This window comes from Nitrosovibrio sp. Nv4, assembly GCF_900215485.1.
GTDB lineage: Bacteria > Pseudomonadota > Gammaproteobacteria > Burkholderiales > Nitrosomonadaceae > Nitrosospira.
Genome location: NZ_OCMZ01000001.1, coordinates 694,789 through 713,076, shown reverse-complemented (window position 1 = coordinate 713,076; position 18,288 = coordinate 694,789). Strand labels below are relative to the sequence as shown.

General features: G+C 54.0%; 15 protein-coding genes and 1 tRNA gene. 3 read left to right on the top strand and 13 right to left on the bottom strand.

The genetic code is table 11. From position 1 onward, the window contains the following. Positions 1-821 precede the first annotated feature (821 nt). Positions 822-897 (bottom strand) — tRNA-Phe (locus tag CRO05_RS03205). Positions 898-1,201: 304 nt separating this feature from the next. On the opposite strand from CRO05_RS03205, the gene CRO05_RS03200 reads away from it, so the two are divergent. From CRO05_RS03200 to lspA, 3 genes are read left to right on the top strand one after another with little or no spacing between them, the layout of a single operon-like run. Next, positions 1,202-2,209, top strand: a complete 1,008-nt coding sequence (locus CRO05_RS03200) for a bifunctional riboflavin kinase/FAD synthetase (protein ID WP_097065783.1) — start codon at positions 1,202-1,204, stop codon at positions 2,207-2,209. Between the two features lie 24 nt (positions 2,210-2,233). Then, positions 2,234-5,062 (top strand): isoleucine--tRNA ligase, encoded by a 2,829-nt coding sequence (gene ileS, locus CRO05_RS03195; RefSeq protein ID WP_097065782.1) that lies wholly within the window; start codon positions 2,234-2,236, stop codon positions 5,060-5,062. 59 nt (positions 5,063-5,121) lie between these two features. Then, entirely contained in the window at positions 5,122-5,583 is a 462-nt protein-coding gene (lspA, locus tag CRO05_RS03190; protein ID WP_097065781.1) for a signal peptidase II, read from the top strand. Positions 5,584-5,622: 39 nt separating this feature from the next. Here the strand turns inward: lspA and CRO05_RS03185 are convergent, their stop codons facing one another. The 12 genes from CRO05_RS03185 to CRO05_RS03130 all read right to left on the bottom strand — a co-directional run bounded on the left by CRO05_RS03185 (position 5,623) and on the right by CRO05_RS03130 (position 18,174). Further along, positions 5,623-6,183 carry a cob(I)yrinic acid a,c-diamide adenosyltransferase gene (locus tag CRO05_RS03185; protein WP_097065780.1) on the bottom strand — a complete coding sequence of 187 codons (561 nt, stop codon included), beginning with the start codon at positions 6,181-6,183 and terminating at the stop codon, positions 5,623-5,625. 70 nt (positions 6,184-6,253) lie between these two features. Then, positions 6,254-7,789, bottom strand: coding sequence for a DEAD/DEAH box helicase (locus CRO05_RS03180; RefSeq protein ID WP_235001266.1), 1,536 nt, complete (start codon positions 7,787-7,789; stop codon positions 6,254-6,256). Positions 7,790-7,967: 178 nt separating this feature from the next. After that, the gene (locus tag CRO05_RS03175; RefSeq protein WP_097065779.1) at positions 7,968-8,750 is read right to left on the bottom strand and encodes a hypothetical protein; all 783 of its coding nucleotides are present in this window, start codon (positions 8,748-8,750) and stop codon (positions 7,968-7,970) included. 311 nt (positions 8,751-9,061) lie between these two features. Beyond that, positions 9,062-9,670 carry a NapC/NirT family cytochrome c gene (locus tag CRO05_RS03170; protein WP_097065778.1) on the bottom strand — a complete coding sequence of 203 codons (609 nt, stop codon included), beginning with the start codon at positions 9,668-9,670 and terminating at the stop codon, positions 9,062-9,064. Further along, positions 9,670-10,377: a cytochrome c-550 CycA gene (gene cycA / locus CRO05_RS03165; RefSeq protein WP_097065777.1), complete on the bottom strand. Its 708-nt coding sequence runs from the start codon at positions 10,375-10,377 to the stop codon at positions 9,670-9,672. The genes CRO05_RS03170 and cycA overlap by 1 nt, the downstream gene beginning before the upstream one ends. Positions 10,378-10,684: 307 nt before the next feature. Beyond that, positions 10,685-11,800 carry a hydroxylamine oxidation protein HaoB gene (gene haoB, locus CRO05_RS03160; RefSeq protein WP_097065776.1) on the bottom strand — a complete coding sequence of 372 codons (1,116 nt, stop codon included), beginning with the start codon at positions 11,798-11,800 and terminating at the stop codon, positions 10,685-10,687. Between the two features lie 15 nt (positions 11,801-11,815). Beyond that, on the bottom strand, positions 11,816-13,531 hold the full coding sequence (locus CRO05_RS03155; protein WP_097065775.1) for a multiheme c-type cytochrome: 1,716 nt from the start codon (positions 13,529-13,531) through the stop codon (positions 11,816-11,818). 476 nt (positions 13,532-14,007) lie between these two features. Beyond that, positions 14,008-14,853 (bottom strand): formate/nitrite transporter family protein, encoded by an 846-nt coding sequence (locus CRO05_RS03150; RefSeq protein WP_097065774.1) that lies wholly within the window; start codon positions 14,851-14,853, stop codon positions 14,008-14,010. A gap of 38 nt (positions 14,854-14,891) precedes the next feature. Then, the gene (locus CRO05_RS03145) at positions 14,892-15,515 is read right to left on the bottom strand and encodes a hypothetical protein (protein WP_097065773.1); all 624 of its coding nucleotides are present in this window, start codon (positions 15,513-15,515) and stop codon (positions 14,892-14,894) included. Beyond that, the gene (locus tag CRO05_RS03140; protein ID WP_097065772.1) at positions 15,512-16,126 is read right to left on the bottom strand and encodes an SCO family protein; all 615 of its coding nucleotides are present in this window, start codon (positions 16,124-16,126) and stop codon (positions 15,512-15,514) included. The genes CRO05_RS03145 and CRO05_RS03140 overlap by 4 nt, the downstream gene beginning before the upstream one ends. 20 nt (positions 16,127-16,146) lie before the next feature. Further along, a complete protein-coding gene (locus tag CRO05_RS03135) occupies positions 16,147-17,634 on the bottom strand; it encodes a cbb3-type cytochrome c oxidase subunit I (protein WP_097065771.1) in 1,488 nt (495 codons plus the stop codon). 12 nt (positions 17,635-17,646) lie between these two features. Continuing rightward, positions 17,647-18,174, bottom strand: coding sequence for a cytochrome C oxidase subunit II (locus CRO05_RS03130; RefSeq protein ID WP_097065770.1), 528 nt, complete (start codon positions 18,172-18,174; stop codon positions 17,647-17,649). Positions 18,175-18,288: the final 114 nt, after the last annotated feature.

Genomic DNA, 18,288 nt, shown 5'->3' with positions numbered 1-18,288 from the left:
TATCGCATTTTCCAACTATGCATCCATTTAAGTTAAGCCCCAGCTATTGCTGGAAGCCTCATTTTAGGCTGCCTTCTTATGCATTGATAACATTTATTACTTGCTGATAGGGCAGCAGACGTAATGGTGTGCCGTATTAGAAAAGATAGTTACAACTGACGTAACGCGATGGCATGGTGATTGCGAAAATCAAGGGAATATACGGGAGCAGAAACCCTGAGTGCCGGGTTTTAAATCGATGAAAACAGCCTATGCCACCCTCAAAGGTTTCGCACATGCGGATGTTTAAGAAAAGACAACTGGACATTTGGAAATGGGGCCAAGGTCTCACAGGAGAAATCCGGCTCATTGAAAGTCAACTTGATATCGTAGTGCATTATTCAATTAGATCAACTAGACCAAACGCATAATTCTGGTTTGTCCTTTTTTGCAAAAGAGCCTTGCTCGGCAACTAGTGGAATTTCTTGAAGGTTGTATGGCTAACTGGCAGAAAGGAACATCCTATCGTTGATTCCGCAAGCCGTTCCGTCGCATAGTTTCTGCTGCTGAACTGGGGCAAAATAAGGTTGTGCGTCACACCCTTCGCCGCACACGGCGATCAGCCACTTGGTTCAGACGGGGGTGATTTACCTAGTGAAAAAACTTTGGGGCACAAAACACTGATTATGGTGGAACGCTATGAGCCCCAGAACGGGGCATATCAATGCTGCAATAGATAAGCTTGAAGATCGCTATCAGAAGATTAAGTAGTGGCTTTTGGTCTCAATTACACAAGTATGAAAGCTTACTTGCCCGTTACATGGCTTAAGTAACTGATTAAATGGTGGCCAAGGGCGGAATCGAACCACCGACACAAGGATTTTCAGTCCTCTGCTCTACCGACTGAGCTACTTGGCCTTCTGAAGCTATTGCATACTGCCTCGCAGGAGGAGAATCACTTGACCCACCTCTGGCTTTTTGGAGTGCGCAATTCTAGCACAGCGCAAAACTCATTGGAACACAAGAACAATTAGCGCAAGGCATCTGCCGCAGGCTGTAAGCGTGACCAATCTATAGGCTCGTTAGTGCGAAAAACGGGATGATGGGTTGCGTTTCACTCCACCCATCCTACAAAACCGTGGGGGAGCAGATTTAAAATGTTACCGTTCTAGACCCGTTCGGGCGAAACAAGCTACAATTCAGCATTTTAGCAGTTATACGCATGCGTATTTCCCATGGCATTCCTGTTCAGGCTGAAGCTCCCGTTGCCCTCACCATAGGCAATTTCGACGGGGTCCACTTGGGTCATCAGGCGATGCTCACCCGTTTGAAAGAAGCTGCCAATCGGTTCGGTCTTGCCACTTGTGTCATGATTTTCGAGCCTCATCCGCGCGAGTTTTTCGCACCGGATAAGGCGCCCACGCGGCTCACCAGCCTGCGGGAGAAGCTGGAATTGCTGGCGGCGGCGGGGGTGGACCGGGTGCAGGTATGCCGTTTCAATTTCGATTTCGCCAGAATCAGCGCGGAAGATTTCATTGTCCATATCCTCCAGCAAGGGCTTGCTGTCCGCTGGATTCTGGTAGGGGACGATTTCCGCTTTGGGGCGCGCCGCGCCGGGGATTTTGCCATGCTGAAGGCATTTTCCGCGCAGTGCGGTTTCGAGGTGGAAGAAATGCCGGGTTATATCGTAGACGGCGTGCGGGTTTCAAGCACGGCGGTGCGGAAGGCTCTGGCGGCGGGTGATCTGGATTTTGTCAAACGTTTGCTGGGGCGGCCCTACAGTATCAGCGGACGTGTGGTGAGCGGCGACAAGCTGGGTAAGAAGATCGGTTTCCCAACAGCCAATATTCAATTGAAACACAACCGGGCTCCCCTGTCGGGAATCTTTGCGGTAGAAGTCGGGATAGTAACTCATGGGGCCACGGAACTATCGGCAACGGATACGGTGAGTGCTTTGCAGGGCGTCGCCAGCCTGGGCGTGCGCCCCACCGTGCATGAGGATGGCAACCCCGTGCTGGAAGTCTACCTGTTCGACTTCGACCGTGAGATATACGGCCAGCACTTGCGCGTGCATTTTCTGCGTAAATTGCGGGATGAGGAAAAATATCCCGATCTTGAAACGCTCATAACGCAGATTGGACGGGACGTGGAAGATGCAAAGCGTTATTTTTCGTCGTTATCGTCCATGTCCTCTCCTACGGAAAATAGCCTTCTGCACAAATCGAACTGACGTTCGTTATTTTTTCAATATTCCATGACTGACTATAAAAAAACGCTCAATCTGCCTGATACGCCTTTCCCCATGCGCGGCGATCTCGCCAGGCGCGAACCCGTCATGCTCAAAGCCTGGCAGGAAAAGAATCTCTATCAGAAAATCCGCGAGGTTTGCAAAGGCCGTCCCAAATTCGTGCTGCACGATGGCCCTCCGTATGCCAACGGTGATATACACATTGGCCATGCAGTCAACAAGATTCTCAAGGACATTATCATCAAGTCGAAGACACTCGCCGGCTTCGATGCGCCTTATGTACCGGGCTGGGATTGCCATGGATTGCCGATTGAGCATCAGATTGAAAAAAAACACGGTAAAAACCTGCCGGGTGACAAAGTGCGGGAGCTGTGCCGCGCGTTTGCTTATCAACAGGTAGTGCGGCAAAAAGCCGATTTCATTCGGCTTGGCGTACTGGGCGATTGGGACAATCCTTATCTCACCATGAATTACAAGACCGAGGCGGGAATCATTCGCGCGCTTGGAAAGATCCATGCAAGCGGCTATCTCTACCAGGGACAAAAGCCTGTCAACTGGTGCATAGACTGCGGCTCTGCACTGGCGGAAGCGGAAGTGGAATATGAAGACAAGACTTCATCTGCGATAGATGTGAAGTTCAAGGTGGTCGATTCCGATGCGTTATGGAGGAAAGTTTTAAAGCCAGCGGATGGTTTCATCCCGGCTGATGTGTCCGCCAAACCGGTGTATGTAGTCATCTGGACAACAACGCCATGGACTCTGCCTGCCAATCAGGCGGTGAGCCTGAACCCCAACGAGAACTACGTTGCGGTCGACTTGGGGAGCGAATGCTTGCTTCTCGCTGATGCTCTGATGGATAGCGCGCTGGATCGCTACGGTATTGACAAGGCTGACGCTAGCCCTTTGGGCCAGTGCAGCGGGAGCGCACTGGAAAATGTTCTGCTGGAGCATCCATTCTATCCGCGGCAAGTACCCATTATTCTGGGAGACCACGTCACCATGGACGCAGGAACAGGGGCTGTGCACACCGCCCCTGCGCATGGCGTGGATGACTATGTTGTGGGTCTGAAGTATGGTTTGCCGGTGGAAAACCCGGTTGGCGGCGATGGCCGATTTTTCGATCACGTGCCGCTTGTCGGTGGCCTCTCTGTCTGGAAAGCCAATGATGTGGTGATTCAGGAACTGGAGAAGAACGGCCTCTTGTTGAAGGCGGAAAAACTCCAGCACAGTTATCCGCATTGCTGGCGTCACAGGACACCGATCATCTTCCGCGCGACGCCTCAGTGGTTTATTTCCATGGATAAGAAAATCAGGAGCGTAAATCAGGATGGCGTGGGTGAGACCTTGCGGGAAGCCGCGACAACCGCGGTAGAGGCAACCGCGTTTTTCCCATCCTGGGGTAAGGCCCGGCTGGAGGCGATGGTGAAAAACCGGCCTGACTGGTGCGTTTCGCGTCAGCGCAACTGGGGTGTGCCGATGGCGCTTTTCGTGAATAAGGAAACCCATGAGCTGCATCCCCGTACCGATGAGTTATTGGAGCAGGTGGCGCAGCGCGTGGAACAAGAGGGGATCGAGGCATGGTTTGGTCTCGATCCGGCAGAACTGCTAGGGGATGAAGCGCCAGAATATGTAAAACTCAAGGACACGCTCGACGTGTGGTTCGATTCGGGCACAACCCATGACACAGTGCTTAAACAGGATGTTCAGCTCAGGTATCCGGCTGACCTTTATCTGGAGGGTTCCGACCAGCACCGTGGATGGTTCCAGTCCTCCCTGCTGACTGGCTGCGCGATTGACGGCCGCGCGCCTTACAAGGCATTGCTCACACATGGTTTCGTGGTGGATGGCACCGGCCACAAGATGAGCAAATCCAAGGGTAATGTCATTGCGCCGCAGAAGGTGATGGACACATCCGGGGCCGATATTCTGCGGCTATGGGTGGCGTCTACGGACTATTCAGGAGAGTTGTCGATTTCCGATGAAATCCTGAAACGAGTGGTGGAAAGCTACCGGCGCATACGTAATACACTGCGTTTTTTGCTCGCCAATCTGGCTGATTTCGATCCCGCGAGGGATGCCGTGGCGCTGGAGGAATGGCTGGAGATTGACCGCTATATGCTGGCGTTCACGCGGAAACTGCAGGACGATTTGGCGGAGAATTACCGGCGCTACGATTTTCATGTCATCGTTCACCAGCTGCATAATTTCTGTTCCGAAGATTTGGGCGGTTTCTATCTGGACGTTCTCAAGGACCGCCTCTATACCGCTGCCGCCAAAGGTATCCCGCGCCGTTCGGCGCAAAATGCGCTGTATCACATCGCACATAGCCTGGTGCGCTTGTTTGCACCCATCCTCAGCTTTACCGCTGAAGAGGTATGGGAGCATCTGACAGGAGATACCCAGGATAGCGTGTTGCTGCACACATGGCACGAATTTCCTCCGCAAGCGGATAAGGAAGCATTGATGCAACGCTGGACAAGGATTCGCGAATTGCGCTCGCAAGTCCAAAGGCGGCTGGAAGATTCGCGCAGCCAGGGAAAGATCGGTTCGTCGCTTGCTGCTGAGGTCGAAATTCAGGCTAGCGGAGAGAATTTTTTACTGCTCGATTCGTTGGGTGACGATCTTCGGCTGATAACCGTTACATCGGCCGCGCGTGTGAGGCGGGCAGCGGAGTCCGCGAAGGAAGAAATTTCCGTCGTTCCAAGTACTTATTCAAAATGCGAACGCTGCTGGCATTATCGCAAGGAGGTGGGAACGGATGCCGATCATCCAACGATATGCGGCCGATGCATCGCCAATCTGTACGGTGCGGGTGAAGCGCGGCGATATGCTTAATAAGAAGGAAGCTCACGCCAGGGTACTAGGGGACCTCATACGATGGCGCGCAGGATACGATGAAGCTGCAGTTTAGTCTGGTTGTGGCGCTGGTAGTCCTGGTGCTGGACCTGGTCAGCAAGCGCTGGGTGGAAGCCGAGTTATTCAATGGCGAACAGATCCCGCTGACAAATTTTTTCAATCTGGTGCTGGCCTATAACGCAGGTGCTGCCTTTAGCTTTCTGAGCGACGCCAGCGGATGGCAGCGCTGGTTTTTCAGCTTGATTGCTGCGGGCGCTTCAGTACTGATCGTTTATCTGCTGCGTAAACACGCTGCCGACAGGTTGTTCTGTATTGCGTTAAGCCTGATACTTGGCGGGGCGCTTGGTAATCTGTGGGATCGAATAACCATGGGGCATGTGGTCGATTTTCTGGATTTCCATGCGGGCGGCTATCACTGGCCGGCTTTTAACGTGGCGGATTCCGCAATTTTTCTCGGGGCGATGTTGATGGTGGTCGACAGCTTTCGACGGAAGGAATAACGCGAATTAATCAGGTATGCAAAACAGGAACGGTGAATCCTATGCCGGGTGACGATTTTTTCCAGGTCGCCACATCACGTCTTCTACGCCCTGCTGATGGTTCAGGATGCGGCACAATACGAATAAGAAGTCGGACAAGCGGTTGAGGTACTCGATGTGGGACGGCATTGCCGGTTCAGCTCGGTAAAGCCTTACCAAACACCGTTCGGCACGCCGGCAGGTTGCGCGCGCGACGTGGCACAGAGAAGCCGCGCGGGTTCCGCCGGGGAGTATGAATTCCTTTAGCGCAGCCAGTGAGATGTTGTAGTCATCAAGTTGCTTTTCCAAACGGCTGACTTGTGCTTCGCTCATGCTGGCGCGGCCGGGAATACTCAGATCCCCGCCCAGATCGAACAGGTCATGCTGGATATCTTCCAGTTTGGTGCGCACTTCCTCCTCAGGATTTTCCGCAAGCAAAACACCAATAAAGCTGTTCAGTTCGTCCACGACGCCGATAGCCTCGACACGTAAACTCTCCTTGGTGGTTCGTGTGCCGTCACCCAACCCGGTAGTTCCGTCGTCGCCGGTACGGGTATATATCTTCGTCAGGCGCTTTCCCATGTCAAGCGCTCCATGTCATGCATCAGAGTACTGATACGGGTTGAGGAATCGAGGAACAGTACCGCTGCACTCAGCTATCCTGCTTTGGCTTTGCCGGGGACCGCGGCATGAAGAGTGCAGCCAATGGTTTGGCCGGATGGCGGTGGCGGGAATGATTAGCTCTGGCCTGTGCTGACTCGTTTTCGGAGCTCTCGGCAGAAGGTGTGCCGGGGGTATAGGGCTGGCTAAACAACGGATCCTCCGGGGTCTTGGAGCTTTTCCCGTGTGCGCGCGTATGCTCCTTCCCGGTTTTGGTGCCTTTGAAACCGTTCGCGCCTTTTTGGTATGTGGCGGAATGAGAATCATCGGGTCGTTTGACGCGTGATTCGGGCGATTTCTTATGTTCTGGCTGAAGGGATTTATTACGGGTGGGTCGCCTTTCCCGTGCACCTTCGGATTCAATTGCATGTTTCTGGGATCCTGGTTCGAATCCGGCAACTATTACGGAGTTAAGCTTGAATTTCAGGAGCTGTTCGATTCCTTTGAGCAATTCGTTCTCATCCTCGCCTACCAATGAAATCGCATCGCCTTTGGTACCAGCGCGGCCGGTGCGGCCGATTCGATGAATGTAGTCCTCGGGTGTGGTGGGTAATTCGAAGTTGACCACATGGGGGAGATCTTCTATATCCAGTCCCCGGGCGGCAACATCGGTTGCCACCAATACCCGAACGATTCCTTGTTTGAATTCCGCCAGTGCCTGGGTGCGCTGGGGCTGGCTCTTGTCGCCATGAATGGCGGTCGCAGTGATCCCATCCCGTTCTAACTGCTGCGCCAAACGACTGGCCCCATGCTTGGTACGGACAAAAACCAGAACCTGTTGCAGATCCTGCGATTTGATGAGGTGCGTCAGCAGTTCGCGTTTACGATCCCGCGATACCGGATGGACTACGTGGGTTATCAGTTCGGCAATGGAATTGCGCCTCGCCACTTCGATCAACACAGGGTCTCGCAAGAGCTTGTTTGCAAGTTTCTTGATCTCTTCGGAGAAGGTCGCTGAAAACATCAGGCTTTGCCGTTGCTGCGGTAGCAGGGCGAGAATGCGTTTGATATCGGGAAGAAAACCCATGTCCAGCATACGATCGGCTTCATCCAGTATAAGGATTTCGATCTTCGACAGGTTTACGGTTTTTTGCTGGATGTGATCGAGCAGACGTCCTGGCGTGGCGACGAGAATTTCTACCCCCGCGCGCAAATCCCTGGTCTGCGGCGCCATATCCATTCCTCCATAAACAACAGCGCATCTGAGGGATAGATATTTGCCATAGGTTTTTACGCTTTCATAGACCTGTACCGCCAATTCGCGCGTAGGGGCCAGAATTAATGCGCGAGTTGGGTGCTTGGCGGGAGAAGCGCTGGTATTGGCACCGGGTTGCAAGCGGCTCAGCATTGGCAGCGTAAAGCCTGCCGTCTTGCCGGTGCCGGTCTGTGCGCCGCCCATGATGTCCTTGCCTTCAAGTATAAGCGGAATTGCCTGAGTCTGAATTGGGGTAGGTTCAGTGTAGCCCTGGTCTGCTATGGCGCGCAGAATTTCAGGCGATAGATTGAGTTGGGCGAACGAGATATCCATTACTTCGTAGCCATCCAACAAAAGCTGTTGGGAAAGTCCAGGTAAGGCAATTCATAGAAATGCCAGTTGCTGACGATGGAGGCGTTTGGACGGTAAAGAAAAAAGGAGTAAATAGGAGATTGCAGCGGTAATTTCATCAAAATAAAAAATTAGACTTGCGGTAATTAAAAAAATTCAACTATTCGTTTCGCGCACCCTGATGAACATTTTTGGGTTTCTCCGCCTTAAACCCTTCGGTGCACTTTTTCAGGCCGTTTAATATAGCAGGAGCTGCGCCGATGGCCACCGCGTCGACCAGACAATACCAGGCGGCAACACCGCTGGGCGGATTTCCCTGGGACAGCCCCAGGACAGGTTCTATTGCCGCCCACTTCCATGTTCCCGCGGCTGTGCCGATTAACTCCAGCCACGTCGTGATGAAAAAAGCAGCGAGATAAACCATTGGGGAGCGGCCCTTGAAGAGGTAGACCAGAAAAACGCAAAACAGTAGTGCGCCAACCTGATCACCTTGCGCCGGATATCCGCTGACTCCCCAAATTGACCAGGCGCCGCATGTTACGACAACCAGGGTCGCTATCTTGCGTGCATGTGTCAAAAAGAGACCGGAGCGGGCCAGCGCGACGGCTGTCAGATAAACCATACCATGGCCGGGCGGGACATAAGCGGGCACGTTGCCGAATCGATAGGTATACCCCTCCATATAGATGGATGCGAAATGCTCACCGAGAGTGGCAAAAGCTACCGCAATGATGACTTGCATCCGTACTTCCTTGTTCTCCCCCCATAGTAATGCTGACAAAAATGTCCAGGCAATAAGCCCCATGAAATTTTGCTGCTCCAAGCTGCCGCTGGCATCCATGTTCAAGCTGATACCCACGCACACGAATGTAAGCGCCGCGATGAAATAGTCGCGTATTCGGTGGGAGTAGGTAGTGTTTGGGCTGGGGAAATTACGCAGCATTCGTTTCTGGCTCGGATACCTTGATTTCGCAACTGATCCAGTCAAGGATATGAATTCGTCTTTGGACCGTTTATTAGAATCGGTTTATTTGAGTCGTTTATTTGAGTTGTTTAATTACTAAACACGTACTTGGCGGTCACGCAACGGTAGAGCGAACGAAAAAGTGACAGTTCCAGTGATCCCCAAATAAACTTTCGCGCTTCCCTTATGTAATCAAAGCCGCTGCTCCTCGCGTAAGTGCGGAGAACAGCGGCTTGGATAAAATAAACAGGGAGTCCGCTAATGAGTTCTAAAAACCGTGAAGATCAGGATCACTCCTCTTCCTCATCTTCTTCATCCTCCTCATCCTCATCCTTCGATGCGGTTTTGAGGACCAGCTTGCCCTGCTTGATGCTCTCGTTGAGGTCGGTTTCGGGGGCTTCCTTGTGCACCAGGTTCTGATGGCAGTCGATGCAGGTAGCGCCTTCGGTCTCCATCTTCTTGTGCGCCGCCTTGGCATCGGACCCCGGCGGCTGCGGATTCCTGTGGCATTCGCGGCAGGTGCGGCTATCCCATTTCTTCAGGTTCATGCGCGCATCGTGCGCCATGATCAGCCTGCGCTCGTTGAATTTCTCTACTGTGGAATAGTCCTCGGCAAACTCCATGTACAACTCACGCGCCCCATCCACCACATGGGTCGCCACCGCCAGGTGGAAGTTCTTGAAGCCCTGCGGGATGTGGCAATCCTTGCAGCCCGGGTTTGCCCCCAGGGCGCCATAGTGCGAGGAGCTTCTCAGCTCCTCCGCCGGATAGGTCATGGAATGACAGCTCGTGCAGAATTCGGTGGTGGAGACGGCGGCCTCGCCGCCGAATACCACCGCCACCATGACGATCCCAAGTATTGCACCCGTGAGCAGGGTGCCGCCTGCCTTTATGCCCATTAGTCTTCCGAGCCTTTCTCGCCAACCTTCGCCTTGGACTGGAACTCGTCATGATACTTGAACTTCGGATCCCCCGTGAAGGTGCCGTCCAGCTTGTAGTGCTCGTGCATGGCCTTGGTGTCCTTCACGTATTTGTCAAAGTCGAAGGTGTATTTCTTGTCCACCGCCGGGGTGAAAGGCGTGTAGGGCTTCTTCGCACCCTTCCATGGGCTGCCTTCGTAGTTCAGGTGGCAGGCATTGCAGCTCTCTTCAAAGGCGAAGTCCTGTCCGGCGTCGGCCAGGGTCTGGCGCGGGGCGGTCTTCTTCGATTTCTCGAAGGCGGCTCCTGCCTTGCGGTGAATGCCGCGATACTTGGAACCGGGACCGTGGCAGGATTCGCAGCCCACGCCGGTGGTGAATTTGCTCGGGTCATCAAGCGTGTAGCCGCCTTCCTTGCCCCAGCCGTCAACATGGCAGCCGACGCAATCCTTGTCCTTGGTGTAGTCCTTGGCGGGATCGAGCTTGGCCTTCTTCTTGGCCTCGGCCTTGGTGTTGGGCTTTAACGATTCCATGGCCTTGGCGTGCGCCGTATCACCCCATGATTGCGCCTGGCTCTTGTGACAGGAACTGCATTTCTTGCGGCCTTCAAACGACTGGGCGCTCGCGCTCCCGGATATAACCGCAAACATGGCTGCTGCGGCTAGGGCTAGTGTCATGCGATAGCTCATGGTTTCTCCTTTTTCTTTCGGGCAAGTATATCCGTTGGTTATCCGCGATGTCCGCTGGATCCGTTATATCCGCGGCAGGCGTTGTGATATTACAACAAACTGGTGCAAACTGCTTACGGAAACGTGATTTATAGCCAACCCTTTTGTATTGAAACGTGATGTTACGGCAAACCTGTTATTCCCATACTGTATCTCCGGTTTATATAAACGGGTAGCACCAGTACCATGACTCTTTCTGGTACCACTGGTACCGCACAGGGACGACCGGGGAACGGTCAGGGGATGCTTAGGGGACGCTAGGGAACATTCAGCCGCCGGCGGGAGACGGGGATTCGCTGCTTGCGGGTGGGATCTTGTAGACCCAGTAGCCGCCCTGCTGGTAGATGAGTTGCACGGCGGTCAGGTCAAGCGGCTGGGATTCGGTGAAGGGCAGCATCTGGGCGATCAGCGTGTTGAGGCTTTTGACATCGCGCAGGAAGTAGCCGCGCACCAGTTTGTCGGACAACGATTGCAGGGTGTAGGTCTTGAACTCGTTTTCCAGCATCCAGTTCTTGAGGTAGCCGATCATGCCGTGCATGTTGCCTTCCATGGGGAAGTTCTTGTAGGCCATGTCGAACTGCTCCGGGCGCATGATGCCCAGCTTGTAGAGGTCGGTGACGTGGATGGCGATGTAGGCTTCACGCGCGGTGGTTGCATCGCCTCCGGCTTTATCGGCCTTGTCAGACTTGGCGGATTTAGCGGCTTCGGCGGCAAGTTCGCGCAGGATGGCAGCACCCGCTTGCGGTTCGGCCAGGAGGGCGTCGGCAAAGCGCTGGAATCGGCGCTGCTCGTCCGCACTGGCGGTCGCATCCCAGAATGCCTGTTCGTATTTCTGGATGGCGTCAATGCGGTTGCGCCAGTGGGCGGGTACGATCAGCGGCTCGCCCACGCGCTGGGTGAACAAGGTGTCGCGTCCGGCCAAGAGATTGATCTGGCGGGAGGTGTCCCACCAGGCCAGGATGAGTGCGTCCTTGGCGGCATATTTGTTGATGGCGCCCGCCAGGGCGGTCAGTTCACTGAGTTTGCTGTCAGTGGTCAGGAGCAGTTCGCTGGTGCGGTTTTCCCAGTCGAGCCGCACAGGTGCGCTGTTGCCCTGCCGGGCAATATGGGTCACCGCCAGTGGCTGGTCGACCTCTTCGGCATAGACTTCATATTGGGCGATGGTGAGATCGGGCCAGGCTTCCAGTCCCAGCTGGCTGAATTTGTCGATGCTGCCTTCTTCCACCAGTTGGTAGCGATAAGGGGCGGGACCGGGGTTGAACCAGAGCCAGGCAAACCAGAGGAGCAAAAGAATTCCTCCCGTCACCAGGAGGATGCCCAGTGAGGGGAGGAGTTTACTGTTGCGCCGCGCCGGGTGGGCGCGGCTGGTGGATGAGGCGATCAAACTTGTTATCGAACCTTACTCGCGCTCGTTCTTTTCACGACGGCGCCAGCCTGCCAGGGCGAGCGTGCCGGCTAAGAGCATGCCGCCACCCAGGCCGCCGAGCGAGATCTTGTCATCGGCGCTGTTGAGGTCGAAGAGTCCGGCGCTGCGCTTGGATTCCATCTTGGCCACCCGTGCCTGCAGGGCCGCCATTTCACGGATCTTGGTGTTCTCGTCCATGACTTCGACGTAGTCGCGGTTCATCGGTCCCCAGCCTTCGGTGTAGGTCCAGCCGCCCGGGTTGACGTGCGCCAGTCCTACGTGCAGTTTAGGCAGGTTGTTCTCGCCCATCTCCAGCACTTTGAGTTCGATGGCGGCCGGGTTGTTGTCCTTGGACCAGTAGAGCTGGGTGAAGCCGGCAAACATTTCCTTGTCAGGCGGCAGCGGGGTCGGACGGTTGGTCTTCTGTCCGGTCAGCAGGCCTTCCTTGTAGAGCTTCTCGGTCACAGCGTGCGCTTCCTTGTACTTGGCCAGGCCGTGCAGCGTGCCCTTGTCCATGAATTCCAGGTAGGAGCGGGCAAAGCGCTCGGAGTGACAGGAGGTACAGGTCTTGACCCAGGAGTCCAGCCGCTCTTCGGACCATTCGCTGGTGATGTTCTCGGCAATGCCGGGTACCGCAGGGTAGTTGGCCCAGCGGATCTTGCGCACGACGTTGTGGGCGTATTTGCCTTCATATTCGAAGTGGCAGCCGGCACAGGTCGGGGCGGTCTGGCCGCCCTTGGCGTAGGCGTCCTTCAGCGGTACGTTCCAGTTCCACTTGTTGCCCATGATGGCCACGGTCTTGCCGTGCTTGCTCATGGAGTAGGCTTCCCAGTTGTTGTGGTCTACCCCGCTGTGGCAGGTGGCGCAGGTCTCCGGCTGGCGCGATTCGGCCGCGGAGAATTCATGCCGGGTGTGGCAGGAGTCGCACTTGTTCTGGTTGGTGTGGCACATGCTGCAGCCTTCGGCTATCTCGCGTTGCGGCATGGAGGCAAATACCGCGACTTCTACGTTGGCCTTCCAGTCCAGTGCATGCGAGGGACGTCCCTGCGGCCATTGCTTGTTCGGCCAGATGAGGGTGTCGCGCTCGGATTCGCGTTCGGCAAATTCCTGCAGGTGACACGTGCCGCATACGTCAGCCGTGGGCATGCGCAGGTCTTTCATGTGATCGGCTTTCTTGGTGGTGTTGATGTCGACGTGACAGTCGATGCAGCCCACTTCCTTCAGCTTCTCGTTCGCGCCCAGCCGACCCATGGAGCGCAGGTTCTTCTCCACGTCTTCCAGCTTGGCTTTCTTGTAGTAGATCGGGTCTTCCGGTTTCAAGTTGCGAACCTTGTCCAGGTTGGCGTGCGTGCTCTTCTTCCAGGCGTTCACCCACACCGGGGATTCGTCCGTGTGGCATTTGACGCATTCGTCCCGCGCCGCCACTTCTTTCATCGAGGTCGGCGGTTTGTAAAAAGAGGCAGGGTCAAAGTACATGCTCATGGGAATCGGCTCCCAGTATTTGGCCAGCGTCCCGCGTCCCGCACCTTGCGCCGGGTCCTTGTAGCGCTTCACCAGCGCTTGATGCAGCTCTTTGGGCGAGGCCGATTGCTCCAGCTTCAGCGCTTTGTACGTCTCTTTGGGAACGCTGGGAAAGTCCGCATATGCCGACGCCGCCATTAGCGCGCCGCATGTGAGCGTGACCAGCCTCAGCCAAGGCTTGACTACCATTTTGCTCTCCTTTACTCCGTAATAATTGTTGTGCTTCGGTATCTCTGGCTATAGCCCGTCTGCCCCTTGCTACCCGCAAATACAGGCTATCCCTCGCCACGATACCGTTTTGTCTGTTAAATCCCCAGGGCAATCCCCAGGCCCTCCCTGAAACACCGCGTAGCCTAAACTCATGACTACTTCGTGTCAAGAAAAATGAGGCGCGATGCGGAATAAAATAGATTAACTTGCGGCGATGGAATGGCTTGCAGTCCGGTATAGATGCCGGATAAAAAATGCAAGCTCATTCTAAAATTGAGGGGGATTTCTGAATCGGGCTTTAAACAAGGAACCAGAGATGCGGCCGTAAGCAGTGGGAACCGGCGGATCCCCACCTGCTAATGTGACGCTATAACCGGACTAATTCCAACGACATCCGGTTAGCATCGTATCCGTGCGTTCATAGCTGAACTGACGTTAAAACATGGGAATACTTTTTACGGCACGGTTTGAGTCACGTTATGCACGGGCTTTTCCTCGACAACCGGCGGTGTCGGTTTATAAGAGTAATGCAGCAGCATACCGGTTAATACCGTACCTCCAACAATATTGCCCAATGTCACTGGGATCTGGTTCCAGAAGATCCACTGCCCCACCGTGATATCGGCGCCGAGCAGAATAGCTGTCGGCATGATGAACATGTTTACTATCGAGTGTTCAAAAGCCAGCGCAAAGAAGGTTGATACCGGTAGCCAGATAGCCGCTATTTTGCCAGTGGCCGATGTCGAAATCATTCCCAGAACGGTGCCGAGCGCAACCATCCAATTGCACAGGATCCCTTTGACAAATGCCGTTATCCAACCATTTACTCCTGCGTGCTCATACACGAGCGTTTTGGATATGGCCACCGCGATAATCTTGTCTCCGAGGGGCCCGTGACCTTCGATAAACGCCTCGGTCAGCGCAATGGCTAGCAAGAAACCAACAAAGATGCAGCCAAAAAAATTTCCCAGGTATACCCAGCCCCAATTACGGAACAGCTTATCGAGTGTTACCTTGCCGCGTAGAACACCTACCGGCAGCACTGCAAAGTTACCGGTAGCAAGCTCCATACCCAGCAGTATGATCATCGCAAAGCCTACCGGAAAAACCGCCCCCGCGACCAGAGCGGCAGCGCCATCCGTAAAACCACCCGAAACTTTATAAGCAAGGGCGGTACCATAAGCGAGCAAGGCGCCCGACATGAAGCCTTTAACCAGCATTCTTCCCACATCCAGGCCAGCTTTCTTTTTACTGGCGGCTTCAACTTCTTCCATGAGTTTTAACGGCGGGTGGTAGTCCATACTTTTCTCTATTCTCCTAATGGAAAGTTTTCTAGATTTTAGGCGAGCTTCGTACCCGTGCCATTCCTGTCCGGCTTATCCGGGCCAACCCCGCCGCCCACAAGTAAGGTGCCGAGCCACCATAAGAAAAGCAGCACCGAAGCGATAACCATATACCAGCCGGCGGTCTCCTGGTCATTCACCAGGTAACTGTTGCAAACGCGAACAGGCGCAACAATATACAACCAACCGAGAACCGCCAGCATACTGATAAAATTGGTCCAGACAAAACCTCGGCCGATAAGAGTGAGGCGCCTCCAGGCCAGAACCAGAGGGAAACCTACGAGGAGCGGCAGACTGAGGAATTTCGCCATCTCGGCCAGTGGATCATTCAATGCCGCATCCAGTGCCCGGGGAAGCATCCAGTAGCTTGAAGCAAATAATGCCACCACCACGCATGGTATCGAGCCACCCACACGGGCAAGCACGGAATTTTGCCAGTGCGCCGGCAGCAAGCGGCAGGCTACGATCCCGATTACCACGAGTAATGGCATTTGCACCAGCATATGTCTGCTCATGGATGCTTCCATCCAGTCTCGCACCATTGGCGTCGCGAGGAACAGATACGATATCCCGAGGCCGAAACCCATTCTGACAGCATAAGGAGATGAAGTTCGCTTCATAGCAACGCTACGACTTGTTCAGCAAACGGTACGGCTTTATCAATATCGCTAATCAGCCTTAATTTTCCATCGCGGCCGACGAGATGAAGGGCGGTATTATGCTCATACCCCCCAAATTCGTCAGGGATCACGACGATGCCAAACGACTCAAGCAGGGACTTGAGCTCTGCCTTGTCAGGCACTCGTGCGATACGCCAGATCTTGCCGTCCGCTCCATAAGTCTGACCATATTTCTTCAAACTGGCCGGATCATCATGATCCGGGTCGAAACTGATACTGATCAGCAGAAAATCGCGTCCCAATGATTCCGGCGGTATGAGATCGCGAATCTGCTTGAAAATCATGCCCATACTTCGGCACAACGTGGTACACCGCGTGAAGATGAAATCTACCGCCAGGAGCTTACCCCGATAGTCCCGCAGGTTGAAGACATTTCCATCCTGATCTTCAAGTGTAACGGCAGGCAGTGGGCGGGGGGACCTAAGTATTTCGACACGCCTCGCCGTTTCAGCTGTCAGTGCGGTAAATCCATCTGTACCCCACCAGAAAACCCCGGTGCCCAGCAAAACTACCAGCGATGTTATCACTACGCTGCGTTTAGCTGGGCTCATAGGTTATGTTACGCCTTTCATCATGTCGCTATACTTCGCGCCAGGGAAGCCCGCTGGTAATCGCGGCCCGCCAAGCCCAACCGGGTCAGGAAGCGGAATATGAACACCAGCACGGAGGCAATTAGCAATGCTGCGAAGTACGAACCAAGGCGGTCATACGGTATCCATTCCGGAAGATGCTCTGCGTAGCGACGCGCCGCACCTTCCTTTCCGCCGTAAAGGAAACTCATCGTGAAACCCATGGTGCCTACAACGAATCCCCAGAATGCCGCGATGTCGATGGGGCTGTCTTTAGCATTCTCATCTGGCTTTCCAAGATAGTACATAAACCCGAAAACCATTGCTACCATCCCCAGAATCAGATAGGTATGGAAATGCCCTGGTACCCATAGCGTATTGTGCATTACGTAGTTAACTGTGATTGTACCGTCGATGAACGCAGGCATCGCACCCACCGCCCAACCAAACAGCGATACAAACAACAGCCTCGAACACATATCCCAACGGATACCTGAACGGTACACAATCATCATGGCACCATATCCCGTTACGATCAAAATCGGAAAAGTGTTGAGATAGCCAATGATGTGACCCATGATCAGAAACCACTTGGGAAAAGCGTAATCCATCAGCAGGTGGTGTGGAAAGATGAACATGACCATGATCGTGGAAGCTGTCCACGACGCGAGAAATACCTTGTTCGATTTCCACGGACGCTGCGTGTAGCGCGGCAGAATTTCATAGACAGCGATCACCGCCATATAGATAACCGCGTTGATGAACACATGACCGAAGAAATAAATCATGCCTTTTGCCAGCAGCGCGTCAATTTCAAAAGTCGGAACGTAGAGATTCACCAGCATCATTATCAGAATACTGGCACCAACCACCAAACCGATCAGATTGACAATTGTCACCATCGTGCTGGCGACAACCGCAGGCGGAGGGGCGTTGCCGTCATCGGGGCCGAAAAGCTGCGGCCAGCCGAGCCCGCGGCCAAGACCCCCGTAATTCTTGATAATTGCACGGGCAATATCCAGATGCAGCAGCACGAAGCCGACGCCGATCACCAGCAAGCCACCCATGAACAAGGCAGCAGCTCCCTGACTCCACATGCCCATCGAATTTCCGGGTAGCGGGAACAGAAAAGTCCACGCAGCGTGAAAGTCGCCGAGAAGGACGCTCGCCAGAATCATGACGACGCCAATCAAAAATATGACTAAATTGGCAATGAATATGCTTGTCGTGAGTTCCACATACTGTCGCAGGAAATGCCACATGATAGACGCTCCAGCCAAGGCCACGATACCGACCATTCCCGCGCCATGCAACGTCATCAGTTTATAAAACCAGAGCCCTCCGATAGAGATGAACTGCGCCTGCTCCATCCTCATGAGCAAGCCGAAAAGCATCATCAGCAGCAATACAACAGCTGAGACGACCAGATAGGCCAGCACGCCGGCCTTTGCTCCCTGATCGGGAGTTGCGGTATAGGTATAGCTTGCCATGCTTATTCCTCTCTAAAGATTGCCAACTTTGATTTCGGTCATCATATTGTGGTGTGCAACACCGCAATATTCCATACACAGCACCTTGTACGTGCCTTCCTTATTGAAGGTGTGCCGGATTACATTAGTGTAGCCGGGCATAGCCTGAGCCTGCGCAACCAGACGCATGTCCGTATCGTAAATGCCAAAGCCATGATTCACGTCGGCACTGGTAACGTGGATTTCTACCGGTTGTCCCGCGTTGACCTGGTCCCGGTCCATTTCCCAATACCACATATGCCCGGTTACATTGATAACCTGTGGTGACCCCTTGCCCGCGGCGCGGCTGACATCATATGGCAAGTCCATGAGGTTAAAAATCATTGCCGGCAGGAACACCAGGGCGACCACCCAGAATAACTTGGTACGAAAACCGTATGCACGCTTCACCAACGGTCCGTATTCCTCTTCGCGCTTGTGCGAATTGATTGCGACGAAAATCACTCCGAACGTGATCATCAACATCAATACAAGGGAAACCATCCACGCGGTTTCTTGCATTATATTCTCCTTCTCTCTATATATTTCATCGGTAGTACCCAGTTAAATCACGAGGTATGCGTCGATAATCAAATCTGGCGGAATCTGGACAAGATATTTTGACGCGGTTTGAAA

What these genes read in the sequence shown, in the direction of transcription:
- CRO05_RS03200 (WP_097065783.1), top strand. Translation starts at nt 1,202, where the DNA reads ATGCGTATTTCCCATGGCATTCCTGTTCAGGCTGAAGCTCCCGTTGCC.
- ileS (WP_097065782.1), top strand. Translation starts at nt 2,234, where the DNA reads ATGACTGACTATAAAAAAACGCTCAATCTGCCTGATACGCCTTTCCCC.
- lspA (WP_097065781.1), top strand. Translation starts at nt 5,122, where the DNA reads ATGAAGCTGCAGTTTAGTCTGGTTGTGGCGCTGGTAGTCCTGGTGCTG.
- CRO05_RS03185 (WP_097065780.1), bottom strand. Translation starts at nt 6,183, where the DNA reads ATGGGAAAGCGCCTGACGAAGATATATACCCGTACCGGCGACGACGGA.
- CRO05_RS03180 (WP_235001266.1), bottom strand. Translation starts at nt 7,789, where the DNA reads ATGGATATCTCGTTCGCCCAACTCAATCTATCGCCTGAAATTCTGCGC.
- CRO05_RS03175 (WP_097065779.1), bottom strand. Translation starts at nt 8,750, where the DNA reads ATGCTGCGTAATTTCCCCAGCCCAAACACTACCTACTCCCACCGAATA.
- CRO05_RS03170 (WP_097065778.1), bottom strand. Translation starts at nt 9,670, where the DNA reads ATGGGCATAAAGGCAGGCGGCACCCTGCTCACGGGTGCAATACTTGGG.
- cycA (WP_097065777.1), bottom strand. Translation starts at nt 10,377, where the DNA reads ATGAGCTATCGCATGACACTAGCCCTAGCCGCAGCAGCCATGTTTGCG.
- CRO05_RS03155 (WP_097065775.1), bottom strand. Translation starts at nt 13,531, where the DNA reads ATGGTAGTCAAGCCTTGGCTGAGGCTGGTCACGCTCACATGCGGCGCG.
- CRO05_RS03150 (WP_097065774.1), bottom strand. Translation starts at nt 14,853, where the DNA reads ATGGACTACCACCCGCCGTTAAAACTCATGGAAGAAGTTGAAGCCGCC.
- CRO05_RS03145 (WP_097065773.1), bottom strand. Translation starts at nt 15,515, where the DNA reads ATGAAGCGAACTTCATCTCCTTATGCTGTCAGAATGGGTTTCGGCCTC.
- CRO05_RS03140 (WP_097065772.1), bottom strand. Translation starts at nt 16,126, where the DNA reads ATGAGCCCAGCTAAACGCAGCGTAGTGATAACATCGCTGGTAGTTTTG.
- CRO05_RS03135 (WP_097065771.1), bottom strand. Translation starts at nt 17,634, where the DNA reads ATGGCAAGCTATACCTATACCGCAACTCCCGATCAGGGAGCAAAGGCC.
- CRO05_RS03130 (WP_097065770.1), bottom strand. Translation starts at nt 18,174, where the DNA reads ATGCAAGAAACCGCGTGGATGGTTTCCCTTGTATTGATGTTGATGATC.